Source organism: Acinetobacter sp. TUM15071 (assembly GCF_008980925.1).
Lineage (GTDB): Bacteria > Pseudomonadota > Gammaproteobacteria > Pseudomonadales > Moraxellaceae > Acinetobacter > Acinetobacter dispersus.
The window spans coordinates 78,599-99,477 of the sequence record NZ_BKGB01000001.1 but is presented as its reverse complement, the minus strand read 5'-3'; the positions used below and the strand labels follow the sequence as shown (position 1 = coordinate 99,477).

19 protein-coding genes are annotated in these 20,879 nt (G+C 39.8%); 8 read left to right on the top strand and 11 right to left on the bottom strand.

Translation table 11 applies throughout. The features are described 5' to 3' along the window. The first annotated feature begins 17 nt into the window (after positions 1 to 17). A complete protein-coding gene (locus GBI66_RS00490; RefSeq protein WP_151714767.1) occupies positions 18 to 2,438 on the top strand; it encodes a DNA internalization-related competence protein ComEC/Rec2 in 2,421 nt (806 codons plus the stop codon). Positions 2,439 to 2,442: 4 nt separating this feature from the next. Here the strand turns inward: GBI66_RS00490 and GBI66_RS00485 are convergent, their stop codons facing one another. Then, positions 2,443 to 3,399 (bottom strand): lysophospholipid acyltransferase family protein, encoded by a 957-nt coding sequence (locus GBI66_RS00485; RefSeq protein ID WP_151714766.1) that lies wholly within the window; start codon positions 3,397 to 3,399, stop codon positions 2,443 to 2,445. A gap of 137 nt (positions 3,400 to 3,536) precedes the next feature. On the opposite strand from GBI66_RS00485, the gene sppA reads away from it, so the two are divergent. Both sppA and GBI66_RS00475 read left to right on the top strand, forming a co-directional pair. Beyond that, a complete protein-coding gene (gene sppA, locus GBI66_RS00480; protein ID WP_151714765.1) occupies positions 3,537 to 4,559 on the top strand; it encodes a signal peptide peptidase SppA in 1,023 nt (340 codons plus the stop codon). A 131-nt stretch (positions 4,560 to 4,690) separates the two neighbouring features. After that, positions 4,691 to 5,482 carry an alpha/beta fold hydrolase gene (locus tag GBI66_RS00475; protein WP_151714764.1) on the top strand — a complete coding sequence of 264 codons (792 nt, stop codon included), beginning with the start codon at positions 4,691 to 4,693 and terminating at the stop codon, positions 5,480 to 5,482. A gap of 37 nt (positions 5,483 to 5,519) precedes the next feature. Here GBI66_RS00475 and purN read toward each other — a convergent pair whose 3' ends face one another. Together purN and purM are read right to left on the bottom strand one after the other, a co-directional pair. Beyond that, on the bottom strand, positions 5,520 to 6,149 hold the full coding sequence (purN, locus tag GBI66_RS00470) for a phosphoribosylglycinamide formyltransferase (protein ID WP_171067215.1): 630 nt from the start codon (positions 6,147 to 6,149) through the stop codon (positions 5,520 to 5,522). Further along, positions 6,146 to 7,216, bottom strand: coding sequence for a phosphoribosylformylglycinamidine cyclo-ligase (gene purM, locus GBI66_RS00465; RefSeq protein WP_004805639.1), 1,071 nt, complete (start codon positions 7,214 to 7,216; stop codon positions 6,146 to 6,148). The genes purN and purM overlap by 4 nt, the downstream gene beginning before the upstream one ends. A 133-nt stretch (positions 7,217 to 7,349) precedes the next feature. On the opposite strand from purM, the gene cxpE reads away from it, so the two are divergent. The 4 genes from cxpE to GBI66_RS00445 all read left to right on the top strand — a co-directional run bounded on the left by cxpE (position 7,350) and on the right by GBI66_RS00445 (position 13,783). Beyond that, entirely contained in the window at positions 7,350 to 8,543 is a 1,194-nt protein-coding gene (gene cxpE, locus GBI66_RS00460) for a chloramphenicol efflux transporter CxpE (protein WP_151714763.1), read from the top strand. Between the two features lie 20 nt (positions 8,544 to 8,563). Then, positions 8,564 to 9,262, top strand: a complete 699-nt coding sequence (gene hda, locus GBI66_RS00455; RefSeq protein WP_005151777.1) for a DnaA regulatory inactivator Hda — start codon at positions 8,564 to 8,566, stop codon at positions 9,260 to 9,262. A 112-nt stretch (positions 9,263 to 9,374) separates the two neighbouring features. Then, on the top strand, positions 9,375 to 11,252 hold the full coding sequence (gene rbtA, locus GBI66_RS00450) for a rhombotarget A (RefSeq protein ID WP_151714762.1): 1,878 nt from the start codon (positions 9,375 to 9,377) through the stop codon (positions 11,250 to 11,252). Between the two features lie 14 nt (positions 11,253 to 11,266). Next, positions 11,267 to 13,783: a CSLREA domain-containing protein gene (locus tag GBI66_RS00445; RefSeq protein ID WP_151714761.1), complete on the top strand. Its 2,517-nt coding sequence runs from the start codon at positions 11,267 to 11,269 to the stop codon at positions 13,781 to 13,783. Between the two features lie 72 nt (positions 13,784 to 13,855). Here the strand turns inward: GBI66_RS00445 and GBI66_RS00440 are convergent, their stop codons facing one another. The 5 genes from GBI66_RS00440 to GBI66_RS00415 form a co-directional block, all read right to left on the bottom strand. Next, positions 13,856 to 14,245: a DUF3106 domain-containing protein gene (locus GBI66_RS00440; protein WP_005211466.1), complete on the bottom strand. Its 390-nt coding sequence runs from the start codon at positions 14,243 to 14,245 to the stop codon at positions 13,856 to 13,858. Continuing rightward, the gene (locus GBI66_RS00435; protein WP_005190010.1) at positions 14,235 to 14,558 is read right to left on the bottom strand and encodes a hypothetical protein; all 324 of its coding nucleotides are present in this window, start codon (positions 14,556 to 14,558) and stop codon (positions 14,235 to 14,237) included. Before GBI66_RS00435 ends, GBI66_RS00440 begins: the two co-directional genes overlap by 11 nt. Beyond that, the gene (locus tag GBI66_RS00430) at positions 14,545 to 15,162 is read right to left on the bottom strand and encodes an RNA polymerase sigma factor (RefSeq protein ID WP_005190009.1); all 618 of its coding nucleotides are present in this window, start codon (positions 15,160 to 15,162) and stop codon (positions 14,545 to 14,547) included. Before GBI66_RS00430 ends, GBI66_RS00435 begins: the two co-directional genes overlap by 14 nt. 158 nt (positions 15,163 to 15,320) lie before the next feature. Further along, a complete protein-coding gene (locus GBI66_RS00420; protein WP_005211471.1) occupies positions 15,321 to 16,097 on the bottom strand; it encodes an RNA methyltransferase in 777 nt (258 codons plus the stop codon). 56 nt (positions 16,098 to 16,153) lie between these two features. Next, on the bottom strand, positions 16,154 to 17,125 hold the full coding sequence (locus GBI66_RS00415) for a class 1 fructose-bisphosphatase (RefSeq protein WP_151714760.1): 972 nt from the start codon (positions 17,123 to 17,125) through the stop codon (positions 16,154 to 16,156). Positions 17,126 to 17,301: 176 nt separating this feature from the next. Between GBI66_RS00415 and GBI66_RS00410 the strand changes: the two genes are divergently transcribed. Further along, the gene (locus tag GBI66_RS00410; protein ID WP_151714759.1) at positions 17,302 to 17,487 is read left to right on the top strand and encodes an NF038105 family protein; all 186 of its coding nucleotides are present in this window, start codon (positions 17,302 to 17,304) and stop codon (positions 17,485 to 17,487) included. 57 nt (positions 17,488 to 17,544) lie between these two features. On the opposite strand, the gene pal is transcribed toward GBI66_RS00410, so the two are convergent. The 3 genes from pal to tolA form a co-directional block, all read right to left on the bottom strand. After that, positions 17,545 to 18,111, bottom strand: coding sequence for a peptidoglycan-associated lipoprotein Pal (pal, locus tag GBI66_RS00405; RefSeq protein WP_151714758.1), 567 nt, complete (start codon positions 18,109 to 18,111; stop codon positions 17,545 to 17,547). A gap of 22 nt (positions 18,112 to 18,133) precedes the next feature. Further along, positions 18,134 to 19,417, bottom strand: coding sequence for a Tol-Pal system beta propeller repeat protein TolB (gene tolB / locus GBI66_RS00400; RefSeq protein ID WP_005189999.1), 1,284 nt, complete (start codon positions 19,415 to 19,417; stop codon positions 18,134 to 18,136). Between the two features lie 99 nt (positions 19,418 to 19,516). Beyond that, the gene (gene tolA / locus GBI66_RS00395; RefSeq protein WP_151714757.1) at positions 19,517 to 20,878 is read right to left on the bottom strand and encodes a cell envelope integrity protein TolA; all 1,362 of its coding nucleotides are present in this window, start codon (positions 20,876 to 20,878) and stop codon (positions 19,517 to 19,519) included. Position 20,879: the final 1 nt, after the last annotated feature.

Sequence of the window (20,879 nt, the reverse complement as noted above, 5' to 3'; positions counted from 1 at the left end):
AAAATTAATTTAGTAAAATGCTAGAAAATATTTTATTGGGCTGGATTACAGGGATTGCCTTTATGGGGCTGGACCTTCCTTTTGTGACGACCACATGGTGGATGTGGCTAGTTTTAGCAATTGCAGTCTTTGCTTATGGGTTTTATGACAGACGACGGTATTTCAATAATCCTATGTATAAAGCGCTGATTTTAATCAGTGTTGGTTGGGCATTATTTTGTACTGGCTTTGATTATGCCGATACAGCCTTAGAACAACGGCTGAAGCTTAGAGAAGTAAAGGCGCAGCCATTTGAAGCAGTTGTTTATATTAAAAAATTAGATGAGTTAAGCGATGAAGGACAAAAACAAATCGCTGAGGTACTCAATCGACATGAGCAACCAGTGGATTGGTTTCTTTATCTTAGTAAGGAAAAAAAACAAGCAATTCAAGAACAAATTTTAGAGTTGGGTCATTATTATCGAATTGAAGGCGTTATCAAACCTGCGCATAGTTATACCGTTGCAGGTGCTTTTGATCAGGAGAAATGGTTTTTACAACAAAAAGTGATGTCGGCATTTTCGGTAAGACATATTCAGCCATTGAGTCGCGATGAAATTTATCGCCTAGGTTATCAGCAGCATCTTAAGCAGCAACAAAGCCTTCAAGCAATGTTGTTATTAAAAATTGAGGCCATGCGACTGTCATTTCGAAACATGTTTCAGGCTTCGGGACTTCAACATAAAGGTTTACTTCTCGCATTGTTGACAGGGGATGAAAGTCTTTTATCAACTCGTTTAAAGCAACAATTTCAACAGTTGGGGATTTCACATCTATTGGCGATTTCAGGACCTCATGTGCTGATTTTTGCGTTGCTGTTGACATGGCTACTGAAGAATATCGTACAGCGTTACTGTCCAAAATTATATTTATGGCAACCGCGACAGATCTTACTGTTATCGCCCTTTGTACTTAGCGTATTACTTTATGTGATCTTTGTCGGTTTTGAAATTCCAGCGATAAGAACATTATTAACCGCTATCATTGCAAGCCTTTTTCTATTATTTCGCAAGTCGATTCAACCCCTATCGCTCTTGGTTTATAGTGCCAGTTTGTTACTTATCTATGATCCATTTAGCATTTTATCGGCTGCATTTTGGCTGTCTTATGGGGCGTGTTTTATTTTGCTGCGAATCTATCAAACCATTCAGCAAGTACCGCAAGAATTGACTCTGACACCGACACAAAAACTGGTTTTGACCGTCAATATTTTCATTGAATCACAGTGGAAGATCTTTATTGCACTACTGCCATTGCTGCTGATATTTTTCCAGCAAATTTCTTGGGCTGCACCACTGAGTAATCTCATTGCAATCCCATTACTCAGTGGCTTGATTGTTCCCTTGGATATCATTGCAGCTTGTATTTGGCTACTGATTCCTGTATTCGGGCAGTTTTTGTTTCAGTGTAATGATGTGCTGTTATCCGGTTTAATGTGGCTGCTAAATATACTTCAACATTTTTCACCCAGCTTATATGGAGTGAGTTACACACCTTTGATGATGGTGAGCTTAATTGTTGGTTTGATCATTTTATTTATGCCTTGGGGAACAATCCCAAAGATGTGGGCTGGGATTTGTTTGTTGCCAATCATGTTGGGAGTAAAAGCTCAACCTACTATCTTGAATATCCTTGATGTAGGGCAGGGGCAATCGATCTTTTTACAGCATCCGCAGCAGACTTTGATGATTGATACTGGCGGTTCTTATGATGAAACCAAATTTAGTCTAGGTGAACGGGTGGTGATTCCCTTTTTAAGGCAGCAGGCCATCCGCACATTGGATCACGTCATTTTGTCCCATTTAGATCAAGATCATAGCGGTGCATTTCCTTCCATTCAAAATGCGTTTGATATTACTCAGGTTCAATCTAATGAACGGGGCGAGATGCCTTTCAAAGATAATTTTTCATTGTGTCAGCAAGGGCAAAATTGGTCTTATTCAAATCTAAAAATACAAATTCTATCACCCGATCTGGATGGTTTAGCACTTGCAAAACATCAGAAAAATGAACAGTCCTGTGTGGTATATCTGCAATTCCTCAATGCTCAACCTTATCAAAACTTTCTAATTATGGGTGACGCGGGTTGGGAAACCGAATATAAGCTATTACAGCAGTATCCTGACTTGAAAGTGGATGTTTTAGTACTTGGTCATCATGGAAGCAAAAATAGTTCTGCATATGATTTTTTGGCAGTTTTAAGACCCAAACTGGCGATTGCCTCAGCGGGGTTTGATAATCGTTATGGCCATCCAAGCCAAGCACTACAAAGTCGTCTTCGAGCCTTAAATATTCCTTTGCTGAATACAGCACAGACAGGTAGTCTGAGTTTTATATTTGACCATGGCAGCGTCGAGTTAAAACAACAGAGACAACAATTGAAGTGGTTGAGAAGATAATAGCCTAAGCATTCTCTTTTTGTTGCTTTTGTAGACGAACATCAGCAACTTTTAACAGGGCTTCTTTTTCATCAATATCGTAGATTTTCTTTAAATCAGGGTTAGCCCGAAAACGTTTATAGCTCCAGTGATAATGTTCTGGATAACGTCGAATCAACTGTTCGAGTGTCTGATGGATAATTAAAGTCCCATCTTCTGCTGTACCTTCATAAATCTGAGGATTGATTGGTTCGATGTACATATCGAAACCATCTTGATCATTTCTTTTTGTATAGATGAGGAGGGCCTTCGCCTTGGTTTTTTGAATCAGTTTGGCACTGAGACTGCTAGAGGCAAGCGGAATACCAAAATAGTTGATCATGTCACCGCCATGGTCAGGGGTGTGGTCTGGTAAAATGGCCGTAGTTCCGCCTTGTTTCAAGGCCTTAAATATCTGTCGTACCCCACTTTCATCTGTAGGAACTAGATGGGCTTGTTCGCGACTACGTGCATCACGGACAAACTGGTCAGCATCGGGATTTTTAACTGGTTTATAGAGGATTGTCATTTGAGTGTATTTTGATAACCATGAGTTCATGACTTCCCATGTACCAAAATGAGGGATGACTAATACTAAACCTTTCTTTTCTGCGACAGCCTCATAGAAATAATGTTCACCCTGAATGCGATGAATACTTTTGATATTTTTTTCATTTGTTGAACCCCAAATACTCAAAAACTCGAAATAAGAGGTCAGTTCGTTCTGAATAGCTTGTTTGGTAAGTTGTTGTCTTTGTTGTTGTTCCATTTCAGGAAAAGCAATTTGTATATTCAATCTGATAATTTTTGAGAGCTTGGACAGCGGAAATGTATTGACTAAGGTGGCAACCAGACGTGCAAAGAACCGTCCCAATTGAATTGGTTGACGACTAATAAGCTTGATAAGACGATAATTTGAACTGGTTGTTTTGGGCTGAGTCATGTATTAAAAGTTAGAAAAATTACAAAGGGAAGTATAAAGCAAAAAATAATTATAAGTTAAGACAAGTTATTTAAACAGTTTTGTGTAAATCCACGTATATAATAAAGCCACTTTAAAATATATTGGATTGGAATCTTATGTCCGATTGGCCACCAAAACCACAAAATGAATCTACAAATAGTAATAATGTGACAGGCAAAGAATGGCAAATTTTAGAAAAAGCTGTTTTAGCTTCTGTTGAAGAACAACGCCGTAGTCGTCGTTGGAGCATTTTTTTTAAATGCTTGGGCTTTGCATATTTGCTGATTGTATTATTGGCAATGACCAAGAGCTGTACCTCGTCATCTGATAAAGCAACAACCAATATTAGTAGTAATCACTTAGCTGTTGTTGATATTGTGGGAACCATCGATTCATCTGCAGGTCAGTCTACAGTGAATAGTGAAGATACCAACAAAGCTTTAAAACGTGCATTTGAAGCCAGCGGCAGTAAAGCGGTTGCGTTAAATATCAATTCACCTGGCGGCTCACCAGTACAGTCTGATGAAATTTGGCAAGAAATCCGTTATCTGAAAAAACAACATCCAGATAAAAAAGTTTATGCCGTAATTGGTGATATGGGTGCATCAGGTGCGTATTATATTGCTTCGGCAGCAGATGAAATCATTGTGAATCCATCAAGCTTGGTCGGTTCAATCGGTGTGATCATGCCGAATTATGGCTTAAGTGGATTAGCACAAAAGCTGGGGATTGAAGACCGCACACTTACTGCGGGTAGCAATAAAGACATTTTAAGTATGACCAAACCACTTGATCCAGCACAGAAACAACATGTGCAGTCAGTGCTTGATAATGTGCATACTCATTTTATTAATGCAGTGAAAGAAGGGCGCGGTAAACGTTTGAAGTCAAATGACCCAGCTATTTTCTCAGGATTGTTCTGGACAGGTGAACAGGCTGTTGCTTTAGGTGTTGCTGACCGTAGCGGTAGTTTGACGACATTGATGCGCGATCTAAAAATCGAGCAAAAAGTGGACTATACGGTACAACGTAATCCATTAGAGTCTATCTTGGGACGTATGGGGGCGCAGCTTGGTGCAGGTATTGGTAGTTCGCTTGCAGCACAGCTAGAAACTCAACAGAACGCAAAAATACAATAATATTTCAAAAAGGGTTGTGTTGATCACAACCCTTTTTTATTCTAAAAATAACTGGGCAGTTATCCTTTTAATTTGCAATACATATGTAGAGCAGGATAATTGACCAATCAGTGAAAATAAAAGACAAGCTTATGAAACCTTTGATTCATTTTGCCCATGCCAATGGTGTTCCATCTAAAGTTTATCAAAAGCTGTTTGATCAATTAAAAGATCAATACGACATTATTTATGTGGCAGAAATTGGAAATGACAAACGCTATCCAATTACCCAGGGCTGGACGCATTTGGTCGATCAGATTATTGATAGCATTGTGCAGCAAGCACAAGGGCGTAAAGTAATTGGCTGGGGGCACTCTTTGGGTTCAGTTTTGACACTGATGGCTGCTTATCGTCGTCCGGAGTTATTTTCACAAGTCATCATGCTTGATCCACCACTTATTATTGGTAAAGCATCCTTTGTTTTTCATCTTGCTAAAATCTTTAAGCCGAAACTGGTGGATAAAATCACCCCAGCTGGTTTGTCGGTACGTCGTCGTGATCACTGGGATTCGCGCGAACAAGCTGCGGAACTGCTAGGTTCGAGAGGTTTTTATCAGTACTTTGATAAAGATTGTTTCCAAGCCTATATTGATCATGCTTTGACTGACGATCCGCAAAATGGTGGTGTAACCCTTACTATACCTAAAGATGATGAGGTGGCAATGTTTAGGACTACACCATCCATGTGGTGGTTACCGATGCCAAAACCACCAGTACCAGTGCATCTAGTCGTAGGTCGTGACAGTATTTTCTTAAAGGAAAAGTTTCCGCAAGTGGCGAAAAAGAAATTGGGTATTCCTTTTTCCGTAATGGATGGTGGACATATGTTCCCATTAGAGCATCCGATGGAAACAGTAGAGAAAATTAAAAGTTTAGTTGTTTAAATCAATAAAAAACGCATCCTAGGATGCGTTTTATTTTTTAGAATTGTGCAAACTGAATTGGCCGTTCTAAAGGTTTCTGATTGAAATAGGCTTGACCATTCTGCCAGGTCAGTTGACCTGTACAGAACCATTGTGCAACTTGAGGATAGATAAAATGCTCAAGTTCATGCACACGTTGCGCCAAGCTTGTTACAGAATCATGCAAACCAACTTGAATTGCCGATTGCGCAATACTTTGTCCTGCATCGAGTTCGGCTGTGACAAAATGAACGGTACAACCATGCAAACGATCACCTGTATTTAATACACGTTGATGTGTATTCACACCTTTATAGCAAGGCAGGAGAGACGGATGAATGTTTAACATTTTACCTTGCCATTTGCTCACAAAGCTTGGTGTTAAAATACGCATGAAACCAGCAAGAATCACTAAATCTACTTGCCATGCTAACAATTGTTGATGCATAGCGTCGTCAAAGCTTTCTCGATTTGGATAATCTTTATGTGAAATAACAGCGGTCGCAATATTGGTTTCCTCGGCACGTTGCAATGCATAAGCATCTGCTTTATTCGAGAGTACACCAATGATTTGCCCTGACAGATTTGCATCTATCAGGGCCTGTAAGTTGCTACCGTTGCCAGAGACAAGGACAGCAATTCTCATTATGCAAAGATCACGCGAATTTTTTCGTCTGCACCTTCAACCGATTCAGCATTTTCTTGGATATAACCAATTTTCCATGCTTTTTCGCCTTGGGCATTTAATAGATCAATGGCTTTGTCCGCTTCACTTGCATCAACCGCGATCACCATACCAACGCCACAGTTAAATGTACGATACATTTCAAAACGTTCTACATTGCCTTCGCGTTGTAGCAATTGGAATAACTCAGACCATTCCCAGCTAGATTCATCAATGACAGCTTGTGCGCCATTCGGAAGTACACGTGGTAAGTTACCTGGTAAACCACCACCAGTGATGTGTGCCATAGCATGGACATCAACTTGTTTGCAAAGTTCTAATACTGGTTTTACATAAATACGTGTTGGTTCCATTGCAACATCTGCAAGTGGGCGACCATCAACGATTTGAGTTAAGTCTACATTCTTAACATCTAGGATTTTACGCAGTAATGAGTAACCATTTGAGTGAGCACCGCTTGATGCAACACCAAGAAGTACATCACCAGACTTCACTTTAGTCCCATCAATGATTTTGCTGTGCTCAACCACACCCACTGCAAAACCAGCAAGATCGTAATCTTCGCCTTCATACATACCAGGCATTTCAGCAGTCTCACCGCCAACCAATGCACAGCCAGCAAGTTCACAACCTTTACCAATACCTGTCACTACATCTGCTGCAACATCAACATTCAAATGACCAGTTGCATAGTAATCAAGGAAGAAAAGAGGTTCTGCACCGCAAACGAGTAAGTCGTTTACGCACATTGCAACAAGATCTTGACCGATGGTATCGTGACGATTGAGGTTTAACGCTAAACGTAATTTTGTACCTACGCCATCTGTTCCTGAAACCAATACAGGTTCTTCATAACCTTTTGGAATTTTGCATAGGGCACCGAAACCACCAAGGCCGCCCATAACTTCAGGACGAGTGGTGCGTTTAGCGACAGATTTGATACGATCGACTAATGCGTCGCCCGCTTCAATGTCGACGCCAGCATCTTTATAGCTTAAACCAGTATTTGGGGTAGAAGTTGAGTTGCTCATAGTGAAGTCTCCGCAGTGGCGGCAGATTATAACCTGAATATACGAAACTCTTATGTTATTTATGCTCGAAAATGCTATCTTTAATTAAATTTTTTTTCTTTTATAACGATTACACAAGAAAAGGCTAGATTTTATGCAAGATCAGGTACTACGTCGTATCTTTATCATCGCTGGGCTCGCATTATTTCTTTGGGTGCTCTATCTATTGAAGCCCATTGTGATTCCTTTTGTAGGTGCTTTTTTTATTGCCTATTTATTTAGTCCACTGGTCGATGTTCTTGTAAAAATTAAATTGCCGCGTTGGCTGGCCATCAGTATCGTATTTATTGGTATTGGTGTGACCTTGACCATGGTTTTGTGGTTCCTTGTACCGTTGATCTGGAAGCAATTAATGTATGCGCGGGACAGTATTCCTGCGGGTATCCATTGGATTAATGCAACTTTCTTGCCGTGGGTATCACATACTTTTAATGTTGTACCCATGGAAATTGATACAGAGCAGATTACCAAAGCATTGATGGATTATATTCAGACTAATTATAGTGCTGATAGTATTCAAACCATGGCATTAAAAGTTGCCCAATCTGGCTTGAACTTTATCCAAATTGGTGGGGTCGTTATCCTGATTCCAATTATTTCATTCTACTTCCTGCTAGACTGGGAGAGAATGCTGCAAAGCTTTAGACGTTTAATTCCACGTCCTTATGAAGCTTCAACTTTAACAATCGTTCGTGAATGCCACAGTGTGTTGGGTGCCTTTGTAAAAGGCCAATTCCTTGTAATGCTTTTATTAGGGATTGTTTATGCGGTTGGATTACAACTAATTGGTCTAGAAGTCGGTTTAATCATCGGTATGATTGCCGGTTTGGCAAGTATCATTCCTTATTTAGGTTTTGGTGTCGGAATTATCGCTGCTGTGATCGCAACACTGTTCCAGTTTGGATTAGATTGGACCCAGCTACTGCTTGTTGGTGTCGTCTTTATGATTGGACAAATGGTCGAAGGCTATATTCTTCAACCCTTCTTATTGGGTGATAAAATCGGATTATCTCCTGTAGCTGTTGTTTTTGCTGTATTGGCAGGCGCGCAGTTGGGTGGTTTCCTCGGTATGTTGATTGCATTGCCTGTAGCTGCTGTCATTGTTGTGCTATTAAAACATGCCCGTGATAATTATGAGAAAAGTCCCTTATATGGATTACCTGCTGAAGTTGTTTTAGCAGAAGGTGAAACTCAGCATATAAATGTTGAAACTAGTCATGTAGAGCTTGATATTCAAATTAAAAACTCTCAAGATACAGATACTTCAAACTCGAATGACTTAAAGTAATTGAGGAACTCATTAAATATATGCGTCAACTACAACTGGATATAGAACCACAACTCGATGCTCGAATCAGTGATTTTTCGGGTCCGGGTTGGGGACCTGTGGTTGATGCAGTCAGACAGTTACATGCAGGTTTAGTCAGCCGATTTTATGTATACGGTGGTGCTGGTACGGGGAAGAGCCATTTGCTTTCGGCAATTTGTGATTCATACCTAGAATTAGGCCGACCAGCAATAAAGGTCTCATTACTAGAGTTATTAGATGCGCCGATTGAAGCGATTACATCGCTAGAGTTTTATGATTTAGTTGCGCTAGATGATATTGATGCGATCAGTGGGGTTCCGCATTGGCAGAAGGCCGTTTTTCATTTAATGAATAATCATGAAGGACAGTTGGTCTTTTCATCTCGTGTTGCGCCAATCGAACTTAAGCTTGAATTACCAGATTTACAATCTAGGTTAACCCAAGCAGTGAGTGTCAAAGTACCCAATGGTAGCTCGTATATTGATCGACAAGCCTTATTGCAATCGGTGATGACGCGTCGAGGAATCCATTTTGATCAACAAATTGTAGATTATCTACTCAGTAATGGACCGCATCAGGCATCAGTATTATTACAAACATTGGCTCAACTTGAGAAAATGCTAAAAGGCGAAAAAACTAAGCTTTCAAATACAACACTTAAGCAAATTTATGCCTTGATTGATGAATATCGCCAATAGCATAAAATTTCTTGAGTAATTTCGAGAGCTATGACAAAGTACGCACAAAGGAATGTGGTTGCAAACACCTAGTTTGTAATACGAAGAAAAATGAAAAAAGAAGGAGATCGGTATGCTCAAACGGACGCTTGCCTGCGCTTTATTTGCGATTACTGGACACGCATATTCTGCGGATATTCAAGTCACGACGTTACTCGATGAAGAGAATTATACCGGTTGCTCGTTACGAAATGCTGTAGAGTTTTTGAATCAAAGAAGTAAAAAAGAGTTTGAGAATGGTTATCACGGATGTGGTAATAAAGATGCAAGCAGCACGATTATCTTACAGCGAGATCAGATTTATCAACTTAAGAAAGCATTAGAAATTAAAGCAACAATGACAATTGCTACCGCGGCTAGTGATGGTTTCAATGACAATAAGAAAGGTTTAAATAATGCAACGCTCAAAATGGTGGGGGCTGATCGTCTTTTTGTAATAGATGATGATAATGTTGAAAGTGAATTACTTGTAGTTAAGTTAAGCGAACTTAATTTGCAGGGTGCCTCCACGAAGGTAAATAATGGTGGTTTAATTCTCAATCGTGAAAGTTTGTCGATAGATTCTTCACGGTTAATGGGGGGGGCTGCAAATAGAGGTGGGGCAATTTATAATGTTGGAACTCTATCAGCAGATAAAAAAACAGCTGGTTATATTAATGTAAGTAATAGTATTTTACAGAATAATAAAGCTGATCAAGGGGCTGTTATTTATAGTGAAATGCCAAGATATTTAATCACAAAATCTGTCATTCGAGATAATGAAGGAACAGTAGGTTCGGATGGTGCTTTACTTTACGTTTTAAACGGGCTAAATAATGACACTATTGGAGGGGCATTAGATAGTGGGATTTATGGTTTTCGAAGCAATACTATCTTTCATAATACAGGTGGCTATGTTGCGAATATCCGTGAAGGTATGATTCTCAATAATAATACAATAATAAAAAATGCAGCTGGATTATATTTACAGTCTTTAAATCGGAAGGTAACAACAACTGAAAATGGGGAGACAAAAGTTGAGGAGTTTCCTAGTGCCTATGTTTCGAATAGCATTCTGATTGCTAACGGAAATAGTAACTGTGGGAGTATTCCTACAGATACCACGATTGTGCAGAGTAATTTAACTACAGCAGAGTGCGATCGTAATGCGGAAGCACGATTACCAAACTTTATGTGGAATGCGAATGATCCAGAGCAAGCCTTAATCGCTGGCGGTACCAATGATGAAGGGATATGTGCAGCTCCACCAGCAAAAGGATTGTTGTGTCCTTATTCAGTTCCAAAAGACCAAATGTTGGGTTTTTTTAAGCCACGTTTATTAACCTCTTATAAGCAGCTTACCGATTCACCGATTGTCAATAAAGGACGACTTTATAGTGATGGGACGAGTTTTAGTGTAGCGGTTTGCGAGGCTACGGATCAACGTGGTAAAAGCCGTACAGCTTTTAATGAGCTGTGTGATTTAGGCTCGATAGAATTAACTGTTGATCGTAGTAGCGTTTCTGTTGAGGGGATGGATATCCGTTTTAAGCAAATTGCGAATTTTAATATTTCAAACAATTTGTTAGATGGGGAATTATTAGATCCAAATACTTGTGAGCAACTTTTAGGAAAGCGTGCTGATGGTCAGGCGTGGCAATATGGTTGCTTGGATATTGTACAAAACCAAACACCATCTAAGGGTAAGACTACCATAGATCAGGATGGCAATGTCACTTATGTTCCTTATAGTGATTGGCATGGAGCGGATATTTTTAGATTGCGTATCATGACCACCATCACGCGTTTTAATAATGCTACGAATTATTATATTAATATTCCAACCACTATTGTTCAGGACCCACCAGATACTTTTACAAGTAAAACGGTAAATGTCAGTGGTGGTAGTTGGGGAATTGGTGCGATTCTGATGTTATTAGGATTGGTTGGAATACGCCGTTTTAAATCATAATCAGGGATGATGAGATGAAAAATTATAAAAAAGCATTATTAGCAACTATGGTTGTGGCAACAATGCCATTAATGGCGGCTGGTACTAGTGGTACGCCTATTAAAGTAACAACTTTTGAAGATGAAGATGGTGACAATCTTAATGCTTGTTCATTGCGAGAAGCTTTAAAAACAGCCGCAGATCGAGTTTCATATGGTGGTTGTGCTGTTACAGATACCTTGTCAAGCACAACCAAAGTTATTCAACTTGAAAAAGGTGTCTACACCCTAAAGAAGGAACTCACACCTACCGTGAGTGTTTCCATTTTAGGAGCAACCCCTGCTGATTGGGAGGGGAAAAATGTTCTGATAAATGATGTGGTTAATCAATATCCAGCACAAATTCCGTTGAAAACAACGATTAAAGCTGAAAGCTCACGTATTTTTAATACGACACGTGGTGCCAGTAATTTAACTTTAACCAATTTAATCTTAACTGGTGGTCGGGCGTCTGATTTTGGTGGTGCAATTTATGCGGGTGCTGATGTTTTATTGCAAAGTAGCCAAATTTTAGATTCGCAAGCCATTAAAGAAGGTGGTGCTATATTTATGGCAGGACCTTCGTCTACACTCACTATGGTTAAAAGTGTAATACAGGGTAATAAAGCTGCAAAAGGCAGTGTGTTGTCTATGGATTGCACGACTGATGCACGATATATTCAGAACAAAGCGACTTTGACCGCGAATAGTTTTGTAGACAATGGCTCGCAAAATTCAAGCAGTATGTTTGAGTTCTGTGGAGAGGTCTCAGCCGATCTAAGTATAAATACAATTGCAAAAAATATTGTGAATAGTTCTACAGGAAATTTAATTAAATTTACTGGTGATACCAAGGTTGGCACTGATCCAAATAACCGTCCAAGTATTTTAAGTGATAGTAGTACATTAGAATTAAAAAGTAACACTATTGTAGAAAATACGGCTTTTACAACACTTTTATACGATAAACTTGGTTCCAAGAAGCTGTCATTCAATGTGCTTGCTTATAATGGTGATAATAATAGTTATGCTTGTCGTTATCTGTTTGGGAGTGTAGCTGATCAAGAAAAAGTTAAATTTAATTTTACCTACAATGCAGTTGCACTTAAAGAAGATGGAGTAACAACTGCTGTTAATAATGTATGTGATGTACCAAAAGAGTCGCTCAAAGATAATAAAAGTAACGTCAATGTAAGTAAGATCAATCTGAGTACTTTATTGAGCTCATTACAAACACCTTCTGCTTATACCGCTTTTATGCCGATGTATTATCCGAAGAAGAATGTAACAGAAATTCAAGTTGAAGAAGATGGTGAGACGGTTAAAAAAGTAATTGGCTTGTTGGACGTTGATGGAATTGATTGTAGTACAACGGATCAACGTGGTTTGGCACGTATTACCAATGGCACATTATTTTTTGATCCTACAGCTCGAAATCTTTGTGATATTGGTTCGGTTGAATTGATGCAATTTAGAGCAGGCGATTTAGAGGGTGCAAAAAATGGTTCGATCAGTAACAGTATAGCGGGCTATCAAAGCCAATATGATTTTTTTGATAATTTAGTGAAAAATCCGAATGATCCTGATTTTTTAACTTATTACAAATTTAGATTGGCTGATTACCAAAGACTTTTAAAGTATACGAAAGAGAATTTGCATTATCGTGCGATTTATCTTGATCTTAAAAATTTACCTTTACCTCAAGATATAGAAGAAGAAGGGAAGTATAGACTACAATTCTTTGATCCTAATGTATACGACGTTAAGGCGGAGCCACTAGGTACAGGCTTGATTGATGGGGATGTTGTTCAGATCGATGAAAAGGATAAGGAAAATTTGGTGTGCACTTGGAATAATGAGTTGCAACAAATCATTTTTTATCGGAAGGATGATAAAACTACATCAGATGTAGACCAAGTCTTTTGTAAATATACGATTACGTCTAAGCCATCTACATCTAGTCCTGTAGTTAGTTCATCTGGATTACTCAAAGCAAAATTTGTAAATATTGCGCCTGTGGCAACAGATACTTCTTTAACCTTTAAGTATAAGGAAAAGCAAAAGCTAAGCATTAATTTATTAAACTTTGCTAATGATGATGGGGATACGGGTAAAGGTGGACCTGGACCAGAAAAGAATCCAAATAAGCCTAAGTTTTGGAGGAATGCGGATGGTATAGAGTTACCAATCCGATTAAGTGATATTCCAAAGAAAGATCTTAGTATTACGGCGGACCGTCAAGGACCTTGTCCTGAACCAGATCAAAAAGAAACTTGTTATGGCGGAAATATTTATGTGCAGGAAGTAAATGCATTTAACCCATTTAATTTCGAGTTTAAATATCAGGTTTACGATGCAGATCGTATGTCATCAAATGTAGCGACCGTGCGAACTATTAGCACGGCTACAACCACTGATGATACACGCTCTGCTAGCAGCGGTGGTGGTAGCTTTGGCTTTTATTCTGTCTTTGGATTATTTGGATTATTAGCTTATCGTCGTTTTAGAAAATAAGAGCACTAAAAATAAAAAATAGCGCCTAAATGGCGCTGTTTTTTTATCTTAAATATTTATAGAAATAAAAAATTAATGCTCAGCATATTTGGTGAGGTATTCTTCTCTAATATTTACACGTTCTTCAGTGCTGGCATTTTGCATACGTTTACGAAGTGTATTGCGCTCTTGAGTACTCATTTTTTGCCACACATCACGCATTTTCTGTTTTTCGTCTTCTGGTAGTTGTGTAAACCATTCCATGCGTTGTTGCAGTTGTGAGCTCTGATTGGTCGGAATTTCTTTTAAAGTTTGGTAGCGTTTAATTAAAACGCGTTGCTCTTCAGGCGATAGATCATCCCAAGCTTCTTCTGTTGCTGGTTTATTGGGTTTAGAAAATACCCAAAAGCGTTCAGAGCCAGCAAAACTGGTTTGCAATAAGCCGAGTGTACACACAACAAGTGCTAGTTTTTTAGCTGCCATGTGGAACTTTATCCTCACCCAAGACCAATAACATTTCCATATCTTCAACCATTTGTGGTGAAAGCTTTGGATTCACGACAACCTGGTTTTGTGGCTGATCTGCCAATTGCAAGGAACTTGGTAGAACAACAATGCCCATAATTGCAGCGGCAAATGCAAAACCTGTCATTTTCCAAACACTGTAATAAGAAGTTGGTTTCTTCTGGACAGTATCGAGAACATGATTCATCACCAGCATTTTGTTGTGATGCTGCTCTCTGGCAAGTTGGTCAAGTTTGGATGTTACTTGTTTGGTGAATTCATCTTTCTTCATCTGATGATCCTCCCGTATGTGGGTTTAAATGCTCTAAAGCAATTCTGAGTCCCTGAATTGCACGGTGGTAATGTGTTTTTACACTGCCTTCACTGCAATCCATAATTTGAGCTGTAGTCATCGTATCAAAGCCTTCCCATGCTCTTAGCATAAATGCTTGTTGTTGACGGACTGGTAGTTGATTGACTGCTGCTTGAATTTCTTCCATCGTCACTTCTTGATCAAGAAAATCAAAAGGATTCGGGGTAGATTCATCTACAACATCAATAATTTCCTCGTCATCATCTAAACTAATCTTTTTGAATAATGAGAAGGGGCTCGCACGACGTGCTTCTTTACGTCTCCAGTCTTGGAGTTTGTTATTTAAAATGGTGTAGAACAGGGGATACCATTCTTCTATATTTTTATCAGCATATGATTTATGCAAGGAAATAAAGGCTTCCTGTACTAAATCCATGGCAATGCCTTGTTGTCCTTGAGTTGCACTTTCCATCATAACCAAGGCACGACCTGTAACGTCTTGCATAAAAAAACGCAGACGTTGTTCAACCGTACTGCGATCAGTACTGGTTTCGGTTCGAGCCTGTTTCGGTGCTAAATCCATAGAGATGGAAAATCCTGTCATGGATACCCACCATTAATTCCAATTCATTAATCATATAACGTTGAAACTGGTGGGCGCGTTGACAACTTAAGCAATTATTTTTAGTAGTGTAATTGATTTTCTCAGTAAAAAAATCGTATTTAAAATAATTTAACGTTTTACTGACGTTGGCGAACCATTTCAAAAAAGCAAATTGATCCTGCAATTGCAACATTAAGTGACTCTTGCCCACCTGGTTGAGGAATGGCAACAGCTTTTGCATGCTCTAATGCATAATCACTTGCACCTTGGCCTTCGTTACCTAAAATCCAAACACAAGGTTGTGTTAAATCTTGGGCATACAGACTAGTTGATTGATGTGAACTCGTCACTAAAACAGGAATTTGAAACTTTGGAAGAATATCTGATAACTGAAAGTTTTCAAAACAATGCAAACTAAAATGGGCACCCATACCTGCTCTAAGTACACGCGGAGACCAAAGTGTTGCTGAGCCTTGCGTACAAATTACTTGTTTGATGTTTGCAGCGGCAGCTGAACGGAGTAATGTTCCAACATTACCTGGATCTTGAATGTTTTCTAGGATTAAAGTATCTACATTAAAATCAATTGTCATTGATGTTTTTGGAAGATCAATAATGGCTAAGCAAGGTAAGGTGGTACCTAAAGTACTTAAATCTTTATATAGCACTTCACTAATAACGAAGACATGACCTTGGTGTAGTTCGATGACTTCTTGTAAATCAGGATGCTCTAATGCTTGTTCAGTGGTAAATAAAGAAAAGAGTTTTTTCTGTTGTTGTAACCAAGCTAAACAAAGATGTGTACCTTCTAGAACAGTTTGTTGATGTTTTTTTCGAGCACTATTGAGCTCGATTAACCCACGCAAATGTTTAATTTTTGCATTGTCTTTTGATTCTAGAAAAATAACCGCCATAAGATAAACATCCAAAAGGGCATCATAGACTTATGATGCCCTGATTATAAAATTAATTAGTGGTAGCTTGTTACGCGTTCCACTTCGTTTTTAGAACCGATAATGACAGGAACACGTTGGTGTAGTTCTGTAGGTTGGATTTCCATAATACGAACACGGCCTGTTGTTGATGCACCGCCAGCTTGTTCGATTAACATGCTCATTGGGTTTGCTTCATACATTAAACGTAAACGGCCTGCTTTTTTAGGATCTTTTAGGTCGTAAGGGTAAAGGAAAATACCACCACGACATAAGATGCGGTGAATGTCACCCACCATACATGCGACCCAACGCATATTGAAATCTTTTTCACGTACTGAAGTTTTTCCAGCTAAAAGCTCATCAATATAACGTTTTACAGGGTTTTCCCAATGACGTTGGTTAGATGAGTTGATAGCAAATTCTTGTGTATCCGCTGAAACTTGAACCTGCTCAGTTGTAAGTACGAAAGTTTGAGTAGTTGGATCAAAAGTAAAGAATACAACACCAGCACCCACCGTAAGTGCTAGCATGGTTGAAGGACCATAAAGTACATAGCCCGCAGCAACTTGTTCAGTACCTGCTTGCATAAAATCTGCAGATTGAGTCACAGCATTTTTAGCAGGAAGGATAGAGAAAATGGTACCAACACACATATTAATATCGATATTGCTTGAACCATCCAATGGATCAAATAATACGAGGTATTTCCCGTTTTCTTGAGCAGGGGTGAAGTCATCTAATTCTTCTGATGCCAAACCACCAACTTGTGGATGAACTTTTAAAGCATCAATCAGATAATCATTCGAGATAACGTCTAATTTTTTTTGTGTTTCACCTTGAACATTTTCATTGCCAGCGCTACCTAAAATCCCTGCCAAAGCACCTTTTTGTAATGCTTGGTCAATGGTTTGGCACGTTGCTGCAATTGTTTCGATAACTTGTGCCAACTCTGGAGTCAAATTCCCATTTTGTTGTTCTAAGTATTGGGTCAAAGTAAGGTTTGACATATTGAATAGCTCCGATTTAGCCGTGTCAAAAAATGATAAAAAAGAATGTGGCTATTCTAGATGAGATCACATAAAAATAAAAATTATCTTACTTTATTTATGTTGCTTTTATGATTACAAGCACGTGATTACATGCTATGTTGGACAGATACTAGACAGGATGTTTGGAGATTAAGATGTCAACCAAGAATTTTGAGGCAACCCCCACGCCAAGTGAACCGATTAGTCTCGACAAGATTTCTAAAGAAAATGTGAAGGATGCTTGGAAAGAGTATGAGGCAAAGCCAGAATATAAAGATTTTAATAAGCACGATATGATTGAGTCGATGCAGTCAGAATCTAAATCCCAATCATCATCTTAATTTAAGAAATAAAAAATGCCCACATGATGTGAGCATTTTTTATTTGAAGCTAAACCATTATTTTAGTAATGGTGGAACTGCTTCGTAATTGATCTCTACACGACGGTTTTCTTTCCATGCTGTTTCATCATGTCCAGTATTTACTGGTGATTCTTTACCGTAGCTTACCGCTTCAAGTTGTTGCGGATTTACGCCATTGGTAATCAAGAAGCTCTCAACGGCTTTGGCACGACGCTCACCCAACGCCATGTTGTATTCACGTGTACCGCGCTCATCGGTATGACCTGTTAAGGCAACACGAGAGTTCGCATTAGCTACGAGAAATTGGGCATGCGCTTGTAAGGTTTGATAATCTTCGTTTGATAAGTCGCTGCTGTCATAGTTAAAGTGCACAACGCGTTTCGCGAGGAAAGCTTTGTTTGCTGCTGTAACACCTTTTGAAGATGCACCCGCTAAGTTTTGTGCATTTAAAGCTGCATCTTCACTTAGACCATCAGTACTTACAGTTGATGAACCATTAGGTGTATTGCCAGCAGTGATTTCAGCAGCAGGTTTACGGCTTGCACAACCTGTAAAAACAAGCGTTGCGGCAATCAGTGGAAGCGTTAGATATTTAATGTTCATATGATTCTCCAATCGATTAAACTTATTTTGGTGCCCAAGCTGGTTCGCGAACTTCGCCTTGTTCACTTGGTAAATTCATGCGGAAACGGCCATCAGTAGACATGACTGATAACAAACCACGGCTACCTTCACGCGTTGCGTAAACCACCATTTGTCCATTTGGTGAGAAGCTTGGTGATTCATCTAAACTGGTTGGGGTCAGAATATTGGTGATACCCGTATTGATATCTTGGATTGCAACTTTGTAGTTACTACCACTTGGACGATGTACTAGAGCAATCTTTTTACCATCAGCACTTAAAGTACCACGTGCATTAAATGCACCTTTGAAGGTGAGTCGCTTGACTGAACTGTCATCAAAACTATAGCGATAGATTTGTGGTGAACCACCACGATCCGAAGTAAAGATAAAGGATTTACCGTCTGGTGAGTAACGTGCTTCAGTATCAATCGCAGAGTCATTGGTCATGCGTTGTACTTGGCGGGTACTTAAATCCATTTGATACACTTCAGGATTGCCGTGCATAGAAGCGGTAAATAACATTGATTTACCATCTGGCGAAAAACTTGGTGCACCATTTAAACCACGGAAGCTTGCTAGAACTTCACGTTGGCCAGTGGCTAAGTCTTGCAGATAAATCGCAGGGCGTTTGGTTTCAAATGATACATAAGCAATTTTCTTTGCATCAGGTGTCCAAGCCGGAGAGAGGATTGGATCACGTGAAGAAAGTACGGTTTTAGGTTGCTCACCATCCGTATCTGCAATTTGCAAGGTATAGCGTTGAGCAGGTGTTGCCTGATTACGCAAGACATAGGCAATACGACCGCTAAAGTCACCTGCGATACCGGTCAAAGCCTGATAAATCGTATCACTGATCAGGTGTCCTGCTTGACGTACACGTGAACTTGGAACAGTCAGTACTTCATTCAATAAATATTGTTGTTTCTGTACATCATATAATTGGTAATGAATTTCGAATGTATTGGCATCAACGGCTTTCATTTGCCCGACGACGACATACGGTACACCAGCATTTTGCCAATCACCCGCTTGAACCTGATTTAGGCTAGCAGTTGCAGGTAAATTTTGAGATGCGCTGGTAAAACGGCCTGAGCGATTCAAGTCACTTTCCACAATTGGATAGATCGCATTGTCATTCGCAAATGGGATAATCGCAATTTTAGGTGCTTGTTCAGGTGCTTTAGCAATTTCGAGATGTAATTGTGCAAAAGTTGCTGTTGGAACAACTGTGCTAATTGCAGCGAAAACTGCCAACGAGAGGAGGTGTTTACGAGTCTTGTCCATAGTTACAATTACTTGCGTTCGTATTTTTGTGGCTGTTGATTATTTAACATAGTTACAGGCTTTGTGCTATTAAAAGCCTGTAACGTTAACTATTCATTACTATTTTGCAGTAAAACTTGAAGTAAAGCTTCTTGCTTCACGGCGAGCAACTGGATCATCTGGCATTGGATAAGGGGCGGCAGCACGAACAGCAGCTTCTACACTTGCCTTAACATCAGGGTCGCTTGCTGAAACAACAACAGATAAAACAGCACCGCTTTCACTTAAAGTTACACGAGCACTGGCTCGCTGACCTGATGAACCTGAGGGCATATTCCAAGCACGATAGATTTTTTGTTCAAAATCTCGCTTAGCTGTTGATGCAATCCGTTTAGCATCGGCTTTTTTCTGAGCAGCTTCTTGTTCAGCTTTTTTAGCTGCTGCAGCCTTAGATTCTGCTTCAGCTTCCGCTTTACGTTTCGCATCTGCCTCAGCTTTGGCTTTTGCATCAGCATCGGCCTTACGTTTCGCATCCGCGTCGGCTTTCGCTTTGGCATCTGCGTCAGCTTTACGTTTTGCATCCGCATCAGCTTTTGCTTTGGCATCTGCATTTGCCTTACGTTTAGCGTCTGCTTCAGCTTTTGCCTTCGCATCAGCATCCGCTTTACGTTTGGCATCTGCCTCAGCTTTTGCTTTGGCATCTGCATTTGCCTTACGTTTAGCGTCTGCCTCAGCTTTTGCCTTCGCATCGGCATCCGCTTTACGTTTAGCGTCTGCGTTAGCTTTTGCTCTCGCATCAGCATCTGCTTTACGTTTTGCATCTGCTTCGACACGCGCCTTTGCGTCTGCCTCAGCTTTGCGTTTAGCATCCTGTTGTGCTTGAAGTTTTGCGTTTTCGGCAGCTTTTTGCTGTCTTAATTTCGCATCTTGTTCAGCTTTTTGGCGTGCCTTCGCTTCAGCCTCAGCTTTTGCATTTTGTTCAGTTCTACGCTTCGCATCAGCTTCTGTCTTTGCCTCAGCTTGACGTTTAGCTTCGGCATCAGCACGTTGTTTTTGTGCTTGAGCTTCTGCAAGTTTACGTTGTTCTTCCACTTGCTTGGCACGAGTAGCTTCATCGGCTTTACGTTTTTGTTCAGCTAATTTTGCCTGCTGAGCCTGTTCGACTTTTTGCTTTTCAGCAGCAAGTTGTTGTGCAGTTGGTGGTGGAGGGGCTACAGGAATATTTTCAGGTAAGGTCTGATCTACATTTGGACTGACCACTTCTGGTGCTTGTTTATCAGCAGTGACTTGCTGTTCAGGCTGCTGAAGCGATTGAGGTAAATCTTCTGGCTTCACCAAAATAGTGGTGAGTTTTTTAGGCTCTTCTGGTGGTTTACTCAAGCCTAAAAACAGTAAGCCAACAATTGCGATTGCATGCACACCGAGTGTGAAACCCAGCGCAATCGCATTTTGTTTAAAAGGCGGCTCTTGAAATTTTTTCATA